This window comes from uncultured Microbacterium sp. (assembly GCF_964244775.1).
Taxonomy (GTDB): domain Bacteria; phylum Actinomycetota; class Actinomycetes; order Actinomycetales; family Microbacteriaceae; genus Microbacterium.
Genome location: NZ_CAXTJR010000003.1, coordinates 165,499 through 178,625 on the forward strand (window position 1 = coordinate 165,499; position 13,127 = coordinate 178,625).

Consider the following 13,127-nt stretch of genomic DNA (forward strand, 5'->3'; position numbering starts at 1 on the left):
TATCCGCTACGCCGCGGCCAGAGCGCGCTGTTCGCCCCGCAGATCGCGTGCGGCCGACAGCAGCGACTCCGTATAGGGATGCTGCGCGTCGTCGAAGACATCGGTGATGGGTCCGGTTTCAACGATCCGACCGTGTCGCAGAACGGCCACCCGATGCGCGATACGCCGGACGACCGCGAGATCGTGGGTGATGAACAGGTACGAGACTCCGGTGCGCTCCTGCAGCTCGATCAACAGATCGAGCACCCGCGCCTGGACGCTCACATCCAGCGCGGAGGTCGGCTCGTCGCAGATGACGAGAGGGCTCCGCCCGGCGAAGGCCCGAGCGATCGCGACGCGCTGCTTCTGCCCGCCCGACAGCTCGTCGGGCAGCTTGTCGAGGACATCGCCCGCGAGACCCGTGCTCAGCGCGAGCTCTTCGGCATCCGTCTCGCCGTGCAGGAGTTCGATCGATCGTGTCAGCGTCTGACGCACCGTGCGTCGCGGGTTCAGCGACGCGTCCGGGCTCTGGAAGACGAACTGCACCGGCACCCGTGTCGACTCATCGGTATGCAACTGGATGGAGCCGCCTGATCGGGTGAGCCCGGCGATCACTCGGCCCAGCGTGGTCTTGCCGCTGCCGGATTCGCCGACGAGGCCGAGGACCTCGCCTCGGCCGATGTCGAGGTCGACACCGTCGAGTGCCACGGTGCCGCCGTAGGTCTTCGTGACCCCGCGCGCACTCAAGAGGGGTTGCGCGTGCGTGGCCGCGACGGGTCGCGACTGAACCTCCAGGGAGGGAACCGCGTCGATCAGAAGCTTCGAATACCCGTGCTGCGGTCGCTCGACGATGTCGATCGCGGTTCCCGACTCGACCAGGATGCCGCGCTCGAGCACACCGATCCGCTCCGAGTGGGCAGCGACCAAGGGGAGGTTGTGACTGATCAGCAAGGTCGCGAATCCGCGCTCGCGCTGTAGCCGGTCGACGAGCGCGATGACCTCGGCCTCGATGCGGCTGTCCAGCCCGGTGGTGGGCTCGTCGAGGATGAGCAGCGCGGGGTCAGTTGCGAGCGCCATCGCAATCACGACGCGCTGCTGCTGTCCGCCCGACAGCTCGTGCGGGAATCGGTGCACGAGCTGGGCGGGATCGGGCAGCCCGACGTCATCGAACGCCGCGAGCGTCGCCTCGCGCGCTGCTCGGGCGCGCACACCTTGCAGCCGATAAGTCTCGCTGACCTGGCTGCCGACCGAACGCGTCGGATTCAGCGCCCGGCCCGGCTCCTGGTAGACGAATCCGATCCGCGTCCGCCGATACTTGCGCAGTGCGCGCTCGTTCAGGCCGAGCACGTCTTCACCGGCGACCGTGAGCTGGTCCGCGTGCACGAGCGCCCCGGCGGGAAGGAAGCGAGCGAGCGCGAACGCGATCGTGCTCTTGCCTGAACCGGACTCGCCGACCAGCCCGAGTGCGCCGCCGGGTGCGATGTCGAAGTCGACCCTGTCCACGGCGCGCTGGAGCTCTCCCTCGACCTTGTAGTCGACGGTGAGACCCCGAACACACACGACGGGTTCGGTCATCTTCGGAACACCTCTCGGAAATTGTCGGCGATCAGGTTGATGGAGACGACCAGAGAGGCGATTGCGAGAGTGGGGAACGCCAACGTCCACCAGGCCGACTGCAGGTAGCTGCGATTCTCGTTCACCGCGAGTCCCCAGTCCGGGGACGGTGGTGCAGAGGCGAGCCCGAGGAACGACAGCGACGACGAGATGAAGATCGCCGCCGCGACGCTGAGCGTCGCCTGCACCAGGATCTGGGGCCAGATGTTCGGCAGCAGCTCGCCGAAGATGATGCGCCGCGAACTCTCGCCTTGGATGCGCGCGCTCGGCACGTACTGCTTGCCCATCTCCACGAGGACGGCGGCGCGGACGATGCGCGCGATGCCGGGTGCGAAGAGGATGCCCACCGCCAGGACGATCGAGAGGGGACTGCCGCCGAAGGCTCCGACGATGACGAGGAGGAAGATGAGCGTCGGGAGGGTCAGAAAAACATCGAACACGCGCATGAACGCCTGATCGACCCAGCCCCGGTGGTATCCCGCGATCAGCCCCAACGTCGAGCCGAGCGCGGTGGCCAGGATCGCCCCGAGAGGGCCGATCAAGAGCGCGGATTCCGCGCCCGCGAGCACACGGGCGAACACGTCCCGTCCGATCCTGTCGGTGCCGAACCAGTGCTCGGCGCTGGGCGGCTGCAATCGCGCGCCGGTGTCGGCGAACGGGTCCAGCCCCAGCGCACGCCAACCCAGTGCGGCGAAGATCCAGAAGAGCACAACGGCCGCCGAGAGGACGAAGCCCGGCCGGGACAGCAGCGCCCGCCAACGGCGAGAACGGGTCGAGCGCACCGGTGTGCCGACAAGCGTGCCCAGCGCGCGATCGGTCGGCGGGGCGGCGATGGCCATCTCAGTCCACCTCTTCGAGTCGGACGCGCGGGTCGATGAGGACGAACGCGATATCGGTGATGAGGAGAGCGAGCAGGGCGATCACGCCGACGACCATCACCCCCGCCTCCAGGAGGAAGATGTCTTTCTTCACGGTGGCCGTTACCAGGAGGGCACCCAGACCGGGATAGCCGAAGAGAGTCTCCACGATGGCACTCCCCCCGAGCAGCGAGCCCAGATAGATGCCGAGCAGCGAGACGGTCGGGATGAGTGCGTTGCGCGCGACGTGCCCGACTGCCAGCTGGGGTCCGTGCAGCCCCTTGATGACGGCGGTGCGGTAATACTGCGAGCGTGTGGTGTCGAGGACTCCGGTGCGAGTCATGCGGGCGAGCACGGAGACATAGCCGAGCGCCAGAGTGATCGCCGGTAGGGCGAGGGCCAACAGCACCTCGCCGGGACTCCCGTCCAGGCGGATCGACGACTGGATCGGGAACCAGCGCAGCGACAGGCTGAAGACGATCAACAGGAAGACGCCGACGACGAATTCCGGCACGGAGGCGAGCGACATCAAGCCGATGGTGAGCGTCCGGTCGGTCCGGGATCCTTCGCGACGGGCTTGAACAGCCCCGAGTGTGAAGGCCAGCGGCAGGAGGATCACGAACGCGACCGCGCCGAGCAGCAGCGAATTGCCGAGGCGACCGAGAATGAGTTCCCGGACCGGAGCGCCGTAGATGATGCTGGTCCCCCAGTCGCCGGTGATGAAGCCGAACAGCCAGGAGAGGTAGCGCTCGAAGACTGAGCCGGTCAGACCGTGTGAGACATTCCACGCCTGGACTTGCTCCGAGGTGGCGTACTGGCCCAGTGCATTGCGCCCGGGATCACCCGGCACGACCTCGATGAGCCAGAAGACCAGGATCGAGACGGCGAGGAGCACCAGCGGCACCTGGATCAACCGTCGCCCGATCAGGATCGGGACGCGGCTGTGGCGGGCACGCAGGACCGCCAGCCCTTGCCGCGCCGTAGCCGAGGAGGAGGCGACGACGTCGGGCGAGGTGCTGGCGGTCATGCGGTCACTCCCCTGCGACGCTGATGCCGGCGAAGTTGTAGCCCGCCCAGAAGTCCAGCGGAGCGATGAACTCGCCCTGGACCCGCTTGTTCTGGAGTACTTCGGACTTCGCGAGCGCCGGAATGATGGTCGGCACGTCCGTCCACTGTCCCTGCGCGATCTGCGTGATCAGCGACTGCCGTTTTGCGTCGTCGGTGGTGGCGTCGAAGTCCGCGACGAGCTGCTGCAGTTCCGGGTTCGAGTAGTGCGCCGCGTTCCACGCCGCATCCGTCGCGTAGAACAGGCCGTAGTACTGCGACGGTACGCGCTTGCCCCAGCTGGTGATCGTGAGCGGCGCGTTCAGCCACGGCGAGTCCGCGCCTTCGGCGTAGTACTTCTCGTCCGAGAGCACGTCCAGGCCCACGTCGAATCCGTCGATCGCGTTGAGCTGCTGCTGGAGCACTTCTCCGTACAGCTGGAATGAGGTGGTGATCGTGAACGACACCGTGCGGCCGTGGAGCAGGGCGGCGACCTTATCGAGGTCCTGCTCGCGCTGCGGGATGTCCAACGGTTGCGGCAGGTAGTCGGGCAGCACCGGGTAGTCGTTTCCGACCGCTGCGGCACCGCCATAGACGCTGTCCACGATTCCCTGACGGTCGATCGCCCACGCCAGAGCCTCACGGATGGTCGGGTCGTCGAACGGCGCCTTCGTCACGTTCAGATGGATGCCGTGGAAGTAGCTGAATCCACTCGAGAGGGTGTCGTAATCGTCGACGTTGACCGTGGCCAAGACCTCCGGCGAGACATTGATGCGGTCGATCTCACCCGCTTGGAACGCCAGCGCGGCTGCCTGCGGATCTGCGTAGACCTTGAGCTCGATTCCGTCGAGTTTGATCTGGTCGGCGTTCCAATAGTCGGGGTTCTTCTTGTACGTGATGCTCTCGCCGACTTGGTAGTCATCGAGCACGAACTGACCCGCGCCCACAGCATCCGTCAGCCATGTTCCCGGCGTGTAGCCGGCGGGGAGGATGCCGGTGTTGTTGCCGGCGAGGAGTCTCGGGAAGTCCGAGAAGGGGCGGGCGAGCGTGAAGACCACCTCGCCGTCTGACCCTGCTTTGACCGAGTCGAGGATGCCCGCGAACGCGCTCGCGGCGGGCGAGATGCTGTCGTCGCCGATGAGCGCATCGAATGTCGCGACGACGTCACCTGCGGTGACGGGCGACCCGTCGTTGAACAGTGCTCCGTCGCGCAGTGTGAAGGTCCACGTCAGTCCGTCCTCGGAGGTCGTCCACTCGGTGGCGAGGCGCGGCACGGTCTTGCCGTCCGCGGTGAAGCTCACCAGCTGCTCGGTGACCAGACCGACCGCGAGCTGCGCGTCGGCGTCGGCGACGGTGAGTGGGTCGAGTTCTGCGCCCGGGTCGGTGATCCCGATCCGGTACACCGCGTCGGCGGTACCACTGGAGGTGGGAGCTGCACCGGCGGCACACCCGCTGAGGAGCAGGAGGCCGGCGGCGGCCGACGCGATCAGGGCGACGGAGCGACGTCGCCGCCTGCGCGAAGAGGGCAAGAGGGTCATGGCGGGTCCTTCGGTGCGGGAGACTGATGTTTCGGGGGATTGATGCTGCGTGCGGATGCTGCGGCCGGCGTGAGCTGCCTGGTTGTCGGCTATCTCACCAGCGGTGTCGAGACCTCGCGCGGTTGTTGCGGGCCGTGACGACTCATGACGACGTGTGACACGCCAGCGGTCGACCGCTCACGCCAGAACACCGTCGACCTCGACCGACACGCGCTCGGAGTAGAACGCGATCAGCCCGGCGATGGGCGCGACGACGGGCAGTGGCGCTGGATATGCCCACGCGATGGCGCGGTCGGGGGCATCCGCGCTGGCCCAGTACTGACTCGCTTCGCCCTTGTATGGGCACTCGCTCCAGCCGGCCACCGCCTGGAGCCACGACCAGTTCACGTCCTCCCGGGGCAGGTAGTACCGCGGCGGCAAGCCGGTCTCGTAGACGATCACGGGTGACGTCGAGTCGGCGAGGATACGCTCGCCGCCGCGGACGACGACGTGCCGGCTCGAAGCCAGCGCGTCGACGCGGTTGTGAGGATCGCGGGGGTGGGCGAACACAGTGTCCTCCTCCTCGGTCCAGCGATCGAGCACGCCCGGGTACCAGGTGAGGGCGATGAAGACGTCGAGCTCGTCGAGGTCCCACGTCCACGCGGCGGCGGCCACCCGGCGATCGCCGACGATGAGGTCGAACCACTGGCGAGCGGCGAGCTTCGGCCGGTAGTAGGCGGCGATGGGTGGCTCGCCGGGCACGAGCAGGTCGGTGCGCACGTCCTCGACCGGAAACCCGTACTCCGGAACCTTCGCTCCCGGTTCCCAGACCAGGATCGGTCGACGGCTGTCTGCGACGGCGATGTCGCCGATCCACCCGCGGACCCATCGCCGGCTCGGCTCCCATGCCCACGTCGCCGCTGGTGGCGGATCTCGGCGCACGATCCGTTCGGAGGTGGTGGGCTGGGCGGCGGGCGGCGGTTCGATGATGTGCGTCATGGGCGGCTCCTCGGGGATGCGTGCGCCCCTCATGAAACGCCGCGAGCGGTCGATCTGGTCGAGCGTTGCCCCCGATGACGACTCGTGACGGCGTGTGACGGGGCCTCCTGGTTACGGCGCGGGAGGACGGCATAACGTGACCGCCATGCCATCGCCTGACCCCTCTGTCCGCGCGTCGGAGCGGCTGCCCATCGGGCTGTTCGCTCACCTCGCCGATCATCGCGGCACGCTGGAGCAGACGTACGCAGACCATCTCGACCTCTTCGAGTTCGCCGAGACGGTGGGAGTCGACTCGGCGTGGGTGCGCCAGTTCCACCTCGCGAAACCGGATGCCGGCCGGCTCGGCGGTCTTCCGTCGCCGTTCGTGTTCCTCGGGGTGCTGGCAGCGCGCACGACCACGCTGCGACTGGGCACGGCGGCCATCACGCTGCCACTCGAGCAGGAGATCCGCGTTGCGGAAGACGCTGCCGTTCTCGATGTGCTCAGCGGCGGTCGCGTGGAACTCGGTCTGGCCAACGGTGGTCAGCCCGAGATCGCTCATGCGCTCGGGATCAGGCGAGACGCAGATCGTGATGCGAGCCGCCGCGCCTATCTCGCGGCGGTCGATCGACTGACCGCCGCGTTACGCGGCGGACGACTGACCGACAGCGGCGAAGTGCTGGCGCCCGCGCGACCATCGCTCGCTGACCGGATCTGGCACGCCACGCTCACCGAGCAGAGCGCCCTCGAGACCGGACAACGCCGCGAGGGTGTTCTGGTCGGGACCACGCAGCTCGTTCCCGGCGAGGTGTCCGCCGCCGCCTACCATCGTGGTCTTCCGGAGGGCGCGGTGCCGCGCGTCGGCCTGTCCACCTGGATCTTCCCGGGAAAAGACCGAGCGGATGCCTTGCGCAGGGCCGAGGACGGACTTACAGCGAAATGGCAGTGGGCCAAAGACTTCCTCCCCCGGGCCGACTCGGTCGCCGACATCGCGGGTCGACTCAACCTGCATTACGGGAACCCCGACGACATCACGGCGTCCATCGCGCAGCATCCGGCATTCCCGTACACCACGCAGATCCAACTGCAACTCGACGGGCTGTACCGCGACGTCGACGAACAGAAGGAGGCGCTGCAGGTGTTCACCTCCGCCGTCGCCCCCGAGCTTCGCAGCGTCGCGGGATCATTGGTGGCGGCATGAGCCGGGCACCTCTGATCTTCGCGGCCGGGATCTTCTACCCCGGGGGCGAGCACATCACCGGATGGCGGGCTGCGACATCCGAGCCGCGCTCCTACCTGGATCTGGACTACTACACGCGCTTCGCGCGGACGGCCGAGGAGGGGCGCTTCGCGACCCTCTTCTTCGCGGACGAACTGTATGTGTGGGATCGTTTCCGCTCCGGGATCGACCACGGCGTCAACGTGCGCCTGGAGCCGTTCACGCTGCTGAGTGCTCTGTCGCAGGTGACGACGAACATCGGCCTCGCCGCGACGGTCTCGACCACATATAACGAGCCCTACCACGTGGCCCGCAAGCTCGCCTCGCTCGATCACATCAGCGGGGGCCGCGCCGCCTGGAATCTGGTGACCAGCGCGAGTGACGAGGAGGCCCGCAACTTCGGTCGCGACGCGAACCTCGAGCACGGGCTGCGTTATCGGCGAGGCGCGGAGTTCGTCGAGGTCGTGAACGGGTTATGGGACGGATGGGAAGATGACGCCTTCCTCTTCGACAAGGAGTCGGGCTACTACGCCGACCGGTCCAAGCTCCATGTGCTGGGTCACCGCGGCGACCACTTCGCGGTGCGCGGACCGTTGAACATCCCGCGGCCACCGCAGGGACGCCCGCCGCTCTTCCAGGCCGGGGCGTCCGAGGCCGGACGCGAGCTCGCCGGGCGGACCGCCGACGCCGTCTTCACCCTCGGCGGTGGAGATCTCACCACCGCGACCGCGCTCTACCGCGACTACAAGAACCGGGCGATCGCCGCCGGGCGCGAAGCCGACGACCTCAAGGTGCTGCCGTGGTTCTCCCCGATCATCGGGCGCTCGCGGGCCGAGGCGGAGGACCGGTTCCGCGAGCTCGCGGAGCTGACGCCCGACCGAGTGCAGGTCGATCTGCTCGCGCACTACCTCGGCACCGATCTGGGTGAGCGAGACCTCGACGAACCGTTCTCGTTCACCTTCGACCTCGACGGCTTCAACGGATCGAAGTCCGGATACGAGTCCATCGCCGCGCTGCTCGCCGAGCGTCCGCACACGACCCGTGAGCTGGCGTGGGAGTTCCTGCGCCGCAGGTTCACGATCGGCACCCCCGACTCGCTCGCCGCGGATCTGGCGGAACGGTATGAGAGGGCGGCGGCCGACGGGTTCATCCTCATGGCGCCGACACTGCCGGAAACCCTCGACCGCTTCGTCGAAGACATCGTGCCCCGCCTCACCGACGCCGGCATCTACCCCCGCGAGTACGCCGGCAGCACGCTGCGCGAGAACCTCGGAATCGCCCGCCCCGCCGGAAGGTACGCCGCATGACCCGCCGCCTGCTCCTGGCCGCATTCCTCTTCCACCCGGGCGGTTCGCACGTGTCGGGTTGGCGTCACCGCACCGCCGAGCCGGAGCGTCACGTCGATATCGACTACTACGCGCAGTTCGCCCAGACCGCCGAGCGCGGGGTGTTCGATACGATCTTCCTCGCCGACGGCGTGTACCTCTGGGATCGGTTCCCCTCCGGCGTCGACCACTACGGCCAGACCCGGCTCGAGCCGCTCACGCTGCTGTCAGCACTCGCAGCGCGCACCGGTCACATCGGCCTCGCCGCGACCGTGTCGACCACCTACAACGAGCCCTACCACGTGGCGCGCGCGCTCGCTTCGTTGGATCACATCAGCGGCGGCCGTGCCGCATGGAACCTCGTCACTTCCCGTTACGACGAAGAGGCGCACAACTTCGGCGGCGACGACCACCTCGATCACTCCCTGCGCTACGAGCGCGGTGCCGAGTTCGTCCATGTCGTGCAGCGGCTGTGGGACAGCTGGGCGGATGACGCGATCGTGGCCGATCGCGAGAGCGGGATCTTCGCGGATGCCGAGAAGCTCGATGTCGCCGATCACCGCGGCGAGCACTTCACGGTTCGCGGGCCGCTCAACATCTCGCGGCCCCCGCAGGGCTATCCGGTGCTGTTCCAGGCGGGGGGATCGGATGCCGGTCAGGAACTTGCAGCGGCTACCGCCGACGCGGTGTTCACTCGCTCACTCCCGCTCGCGGAGGCGCAGCGCTTCTATGCCGGGCTGAAGGCACGCGTACTCGCGCACGGTCGGAGCGAGGACGAGCTTTCGATCCTGCCGTCGTACCGGCCCGTCGTCGCCGAGACGGAGGCAGCGGCACGTGCTCTCGCGACCGAGATCCTGGCGTCGACGCCTGACGCGCTCATCGTCGAAGACATCGCTCACTCGATCGGTCAGCAGCTCGTCGCCGACCCCGACGCGCTGATCGTCTACGAGCCCGACACCGATATCGCGAACGAGTCGAAGTCGCCGAATCGGCGGATCGCACGACTGCGTTCGGGTGAGTCGCTCACTCCGCGCGCGCTCTACGCGGAGTCGTTCTGGGAGTCCATCTCGGTCGGCACGCCTACTCAGCTGGCCGACGAGATCCAGGAGCGCTTTGAGAACGGCGCGGCCGACGGTTTCGTCGTTCAGGCGCTCACCCTTCCGTACGGGTTCGAGCAATTCGTCGATCTCGTGGTCCCCGAACTGCAAGGCCGCGGTCTGACCCGCCCCGGCTACGACGAGACCACGCTGCGCGAACGATTCGGCCTCGTTCGACCGGAGCGTCGGGTTCCGGCACCGGTCACATGAGCGCCGAACTCGACCATCTCTCTCACCTCATCCATCCACCCGTCACTTCTGGAGGAAGTCATGTCCGAATCCGCATCGACCATCGAAAACCGCCCTCTCGCTGAGCGCTCCCCCGAAGAACTGGCGGAACTGGCCTTCAGCCGCATCCGCATCGTTCCCGCGGAGGGCACGTTCGAAGTCCGCGACCGCGATCGTGTGATCGCCAGGTCGGACGCGGCGCTCGAGCTTCACGAGACAGGTCACGACGTTCGCATCTACTTCCCCCGCGAGGATGTCGACCAGACCACGATCACGCCGATCGATCACACGAGCTTCTGTCCCTTCAAGGGTGACGCGAGCGACTACTGGGCGCTGAGTGGTGACGAATCCGGCGCACCGGTCGCCTGGTCATACCCCGACCCGATCCCCGCGTCGAAGGACATCGAGGGATACATCGCGTTCTACGAGACCGTCACAGTGGAACGCGTGTCGCGGAACTGACATCACGTCACGGGCGCCGCCTATCTGAGCGACTCGAGCGCGGGAGGGTCCGACGGCTGGCCGGATCCATCGGCATCCACGTGCTCGTCAGAGGAGACTGCGGCGCCCGCACTTGCGAAGTGCGCGGCGTGGGCGATTTCCAGAGGAAAATACGACATGCCACTCCGTCCTCACTGTTCACTGCGCATCACGCTAATCGGGGCTCGCCCGGCGCGCCTCGCATCTTGTCGCATTGCGCAATGTGAGTCATCTGCGGCAAGGCGACCGCGTGATCACCGCCGGCCCAAGACCCCGGGCGTCCATTCGTCACGGCTATCCCGAAGTCGCTCATGTCTCGGGTCATAGGTCACAGTTCGGGACCACGAACCCTGCGGCAACCGAATCTGAGCATCCGCGGTTCATGGGCCGCTTGTGGTCGCATTCCGACCGCCGATGCGGCAATTCCTGGCTCACGAACTCGAGCGGCTCCCGCTCGCGAGCCGATTCTGGTCGCATTCCGAGTGTCGATGCGGCAGGACGTGGCTCATGAATCCGAGCATCGGCGCCGGCACCACCCGTTCGGCACGGATCTGAGTCAGCCCCTCTCGCCCATCTACGAGGTTCGCGGCCCCCGCCAACCACCTCGGCGACCCGCCGGCCGACGACGCGATCCTCGCCGGCGGAGGAACGGTCTTCAACGCGGGGCCACTGAAGAACGGGGCGATCTCGCCCCGCTACCGGATCGTGCCACTGGAGAGGGCGGCGCCGTCTGGCTCCGTCATCCATCAGCGGGCGACCGTAGCTTCGGCGATGCTCGATGAGGCCGAAGGGTCGCGTCGCGACGGCCAGTTGCTGGTGCCGGTGCCCTGACACGGCGATCCGTCACGCGCCCGATCAGTCGCCAGAGCGCTCGGTCGCTGCGTCGAAAAGAGAGCGGATCGGCGCGGTGTCATAGACGATGTGCAGTTCGGCGATCTTGCCTTCCCTATTCAGTCGGGCGACGTCGACCACTGTGAAGGGGGCGAGAGTGCCGTCCAGGAGGGTCCAATCGAAGTCGAACCAGAACGCGATGACGGGCGCGCCCGCATCCTCGCCGCGCAGCACTGTCCGCAATGCGAGACGCGATGACGACGTGTCCGCGAACAGCCGAGGGTAGAACTCGCGCGCCGCAACATCGCCATAGAGCGGAGAGTGGACGACGGCCGAGTCGTCGAACAGGGCCAGCACCGCGCGGAGATCGGCCACTTCGAGCGCTCGCAGATAGTCTGCGACGAATGTCTCTGCCGTCGTGGTGTCCATGTGATTCATCCTCTCGGTTGAGGTTACCGTGGGCTGTATGTCCGCCGACGTCTCCGCTGCGCACGACGGGTTGATCACCCAGCTCGGCCGCGTCGCCGCAACGGTGGCCGCACACTATGACGCCAGCGCCGCCGCCGTGGGTCTCGACTCGCAGCAGGCACGCTTGCTGTTCATCCTCGTCGTGAAACCGGTCAACATGCTCGGGCTCACGTCGTCGCTGAACGTTCCCAAGTCCACGATGACCGGACTCGTCGCACGTATGGAGCGTTCGGATCTTCTCGAACGGGACCCGGCGGCAGGCGATCGGCGCTCGCTGGTCGCTACGCCCACCGCAGCGGGCAGGACCCGCAGTCGGGAGTTCGAGCGCGACCTCGCCGGACGGGTCTCGGCACTGCTTGCCGGCTTAGACCAGGACGAGCAGCACGAGGTCGCCGATCTTCTCAGCGAGGTTCTCACCCGGGTGGAATCGCGAAGTCTCTACCCGGAGGGGAGTGTCTAGGCCACAGACACCGGCGAGTCCGGGATGCGGGAGAGCAGAGCGGTCAACCGATTCCGTCGTTCTGCGGGCAGCACGTCGACGATGTCCTTGATGCTCGACGCCAGCGCGGCCTCGACCTCGGCCAGCCGCGTCATTCCGCGGGCGGTCGTCGAGACGATGTAGCGTCGCCGGTCGCTCTCGTCGGCACCTCGGACCACCAACCCCCGCGCTTCGAGGCGCTTCACCGCGCTCGTGATCGTGGACTTCGGTGCGTTCAGGCTCGTTACGAGCGCGCCCATGCTGGGTAGTCCCGGCGATAGCCGCAGGATGTGCAGGTCGACCGCGGTCAGGTCGAAGGAAGTGCGCACGGAGAGTTCGCGGTCGCGAATCACCGTCGCCATTCTGATCAAGGCGGCGCCGGCAGAGATCGCAGGAGGGTCGCTCGCGGGTTCGGACACGCATTCCTCCTGCTCCCGCCGGAGTAGCGCCGACCTCGCCTCTACGCCCGCCGGTGTGAATAGTCCGGACACCCTCGAGTTTAGTCCGAGGGTCGTACTATTCTGATCTCATCAATTAGTACGAGTGTCGCACTATTCTCGAGAAAGGCTTCTCATGACCGTCTCCACGACATCCATCCCCACCGCGCACGGCGTGTCCACGCGGACTCACGCGATCGTGCTGGTCGCCGGCGCGGTGATCACGGTGGCGGCCAACACGGTCATCGCTGTGTCGGCGATCGCGGCCGGCGCCAGCGCGGAGTTTCATCCGCTGATGTTCGTCATCTTCGCGCCGCTCACCCTCGTCGGCTACTTCGCGGCCTATCTGGGATGGCGGATCGTGCGGTCTCGTGCGGCGAACCCGGCCGCCGTGCTGCGCGTGCTGGTGCCGGTTCTCGGCATCGCGTCGTTCATTCCGGATGTCGTGCTGCTGGCGACGGGTTTCGTTCCCGGCGCGTCGCTCACCGCCGTCATCGCCCTGGCGCTCATGCATCTCGTCGTCATCGCGACCATCGTGCCCATCGCGCTACGCATCGCGCCAGTCCGGTAATCGC

The 13,127-nt window shown here is 67.2% G+C and carries 13 protein-coding genes; 6 read left to right on the forward strand and 7 right to left on the reverse strand.

What is annotated here, in order from left to right:
- Positions 1-6: 6 nt before the first annotated feature.
- The 5 genes from ACFE6Z_RS07845 to ACFE6Z_RS07865 all read right to left on the reverse strand — a co-directional run bounded on the left by ACFE6Z_RS07845 (position 7) and on the right by ACFE6Z_RS07865 (position 6,010).
- Positions 7-1,554 carry an ATP-binding cassette domain-containing protein gene (locus ACFE6Z_RS07845; RefSeq protein ID WP_375385167.1) on the reverse strand — a complete coding sequence of 516 codons (1,548 nt, stop codon included), beginning with the start codon at positions 1,552-1,554 and terminating at the stop codon, positions 7-9.
- Positions 1,551-2,432: an ABC transporter permease gene (locus tag ACFE6Z_RS07850; RefSeq protein ID WP_375385168.1), complete on the reverse strand. Its 882-nt coding sequence runs from the start codon at positions 2,430-2,432 to the stop codon at positions 1,551-1,553. Before ACFE6Z_RS07850 ends, ACFE6Z_RS07845 begins: the two co-directional genes overlap by 4 nt.
- A 1-nt stretch (position 2,433) precedes the next feature.
- A complete protein-coding gene (locus tag ACFE6Z_RS07855) occupies positions 2,434-3,477 on the reverse strand; it encodes an ABC transporter permease (protein WP_375385169.1) in 1,044 nt (347 codons plus the stop codon).
- A 4-nt stretch (positions 3,478-3,481) separates the two neighbouring features.
- A complete protein-coding gene (locus ACFE6Z_RS07860) occupies positions 3,482-5,032 on the reverse strand; it encodes an ABC transporter substrate-binding protein (RefSeq protein WP_375385170.1) in 1,551 nt (516 codons plus the stop codon).
- A gap of 177 nt (positions 5,033-5,209) precedes the next feature.
- Positions 5,210-6,010: a DUF427 domain-containing protein gene (locus tag ACFE6Z_RS07865; RefSeq protein ID WP_375385171.1), complete on the reverse strand. Its 801-nt coding sequence runs from the start codon at positions 6,008-6,010 to the stop codon at positions 5,210-5,212.
- Between the two features lie 145 nt (positions 6,011-6,155).
- Here ACFE6Z_RS07865 and ACFE6Z_RS07870 point away from each other — a divergent pair, with 145 nt between their 5' ends.
- The 4 genes from ACFE6Z_RS07870 to ACFE6Z_RS07885 are packed head-to-tail and all read left to right on the forward strand — an operon-like array spanning position 6,156 to position 10,320.
- Complete coding sequence (locus ACFE6Z_RS07870; protein WP_375385172.1) at positions 6,156-7,190, forward strand: LLM class flavin-dependent oxidoreductase; 1,035 nt, start codon at positions 6,156-6,158, stop codon at positions 7,188-7,190.
- Positions 7,187-8,515 carry an LLM class flavin-dependent oxidoreductase gene (locus ACFE6Z_RS07875; RefSeq protein WP_375385173.1) on the forward strand — a complete coding sequence of 443 codons (1,329 nt, stop codon included), beginning with the start codon at positions 7,187-7,189 and terminating at the stop codon, positions 8,513-8,515. Before ACFE6Z_RS07870 ends, ACFE6Z_RS07875 begins: the two co-directional genes overlap by 4 nt.
- A complete protein-coding gene (locus ACFE6Z_RS07880; protein WP_375385174.1) occupies positions 8,512-9,840 on the forward strand; it encodes an NtaA/DmoA family FMN-dependent monooxygenase in 1,329 nt (442 codons plus the stop codon). Before ACFE6Z_RS07875 ends, ACFE6Z_RS07880 begins: the two co-directional genes overlap by 4 nt.
- 60 nt (positions 9,841-9,900) lie before the next feature.
- On the forward strand, positions 9,901-10,320 hold the full coding sequence (locus tag ACFE6Z_RS07885) for a DUF427 domain-containing protein (protein WP_375385175.1): 420 nt from the start codon (positions 9,901-9,903) through the stop codon (positions 10,318-10,320).
- An 873-nt stretch (positions 10,321-11,193) separates the two neighbouring features.
- Here the strand turns inward: ACFE6Z_RS07885 and ACFE6Z_RS07890 are convergent.
- Positions 11,194-11,598: a nuclear transport factor 2 family protein gene (locus ACFE6Z_RS07890; RefSeq protein WP_375385176.1), complete on the reverse strand. Its 405-nt coding sequence runs from the start codon at positions 11,596-11,598 to the stop codon at positions 11,194-11,196.
- A 37-nt stretch (positions 11,599-11,635) separates the two neighbouring features.
- On the opposite strand from ACFE6Z_RS07890, the gene ACFE6Z_RS07895 reads away from it, so the two are divergent.
- Complete coding sequence (locus ACFE6Z_RS07895; RefSeq protein WP_375385177.1) at positions 11,636-12,097, forward strand: MarR family winged helix-turn-helix transcriptional regulator; 462 nt, start codon at positions 11,636-11,638, stop codon at positions 12,095-12,097.
- Here ACFE6Z_RS07895 and ACFE6Z_RS07900 read toward each other — a convergent pair.
- Positions 12,094-12,534, reverse strand: a complete 441-nt coding sequence (locus tag ACFE6Z_RS07900) for a MarR family winged helix-turn-helix transcriptional regulator (RefSeq protein ID WP_375385178.1) — start codon at positions 12,532-12,534, stop codon at positions 12,094-12,096. The two genes, ACFE6Z_RS07895 and ACFE6Z_RS07900, sit on opposite strands and share 4 nt — an antisense overlap.
- 154 nt (positions 12,535-12,688) lie before the next feature.
- Here ACFE6Z_RS07900 and ACFE6Z_RS07905 point away from each other — a divergent pair, with 154 nt between their 5' ends.
- Positions 12,689-13,123 carry a hypothetical protein gene (locus tag ACFE6Z_RS07905; protein WP_375385179.1) on the forward strand — a complete coding sequence of 145 codons (435 nt, stop codon included), beginning with the start codon at positions 12,689-12,691 and terminating at the stop codon, positions 13,121-13,123.
- Positions 13,124-13,127 lie beyond the last annotated feature (4 nt).

What these genes read in the sequence shown, in the direction of transcription:
- ACFE6Z_RS07845 (WP_375385167.1), bottom strand. Translation starts at nt 1,554, where the DNA reads ATGACCGAACCCGTCGTGTGTGTTCGGGGTCTCACCGTCGACTACAAG.
- ACFE6Z_RS07850 (WP_375385168.1), bottom strand. Translation starts at nt 2,432, where the DNA reads ATGGCCATCGCCGCCCCGCCGACCGATCGCGCGCTGGGCACGCTTGTC.
- ACFE6Z_RS07855 (WP_375385169.1), bottom strand. Translation starts at nt 3,477, where the DNA reads ATGACCGCCAGCACCTCGCCCGACGTCGTCGCCTCCTCCTCGGCTACG.
- ACFE6Z_RS07860 (WP_375385170.1), bottom strand. Translation starts at nt 5,032, where the DNA reads ATGACCCTCTTGCCCTCTTCGCGCAGGCGGCGACGTCGCTCCGTCGCC.
- ACFE6Z_RS07865 (WP_375385171.1), bottom strand. Translation starts at nt 6,010, where the DNA reads ATGACGCACATCATCGAACCGCCGCCCGCCGCCCAGCCCACCACCTCC.
- ACFE6Z_RS07870 (WP_375385172.1), top strand. Translation starts at nt 6,156, where the DNA reads ATGCCATCGCCTGACCCCTCTGTCCGCGCGTCGGAGCGGCTGCCCATC.
- ACFE6Z_RS07875 (WP_375385173.1), top strand. Translation starts at nt 7,187, where the DNA reads ATGAGCCGGGCACCTCTGATCTTCGCGGCCGGGATCTTCTACCCCGGG.
- ACFE6Z_RS07880 (WP_375385174.1), top strand. Translation starts at nt 8,512, where the DNA reads ATGACCCGCCGCCTGCTCCTGGCCGCATTCCTCTTCCACCCGGGCGGT.
- ACFE6Z_RS07885 (WP_375385175.1), top strand. Translation starts at nt 9,901, where the DNA reads ATGTCCGAATCCGCATCGACCATCGAAAACCGCCCTCTCGCTGAGCGC.
- ACFE6Z_RS07890 (WP_375385176.1), bottom strand. Translation starts at nt 11,598, where the DNA reads ATGGACACCACGACGGCAGAGACATTCGTCGCAGACTATCTGCGAGCG.
- ACFE6Z_RS07895 (WP_375385177.1), top strand. Translation starts at nt 11,636, where the DNA reads ATGTCCGCCGACGTCTCCGCTGCGCACGACGGGTTGATCACCCAGCTC.
- ACFE6Z_RS07905 (WP_375385179.1), top strand. Translation starts at nt 12,689, where the DNA reads ATGACCGTCTCCACGACATCCATCCCCACCGCGCACGGCGTGTCCACG.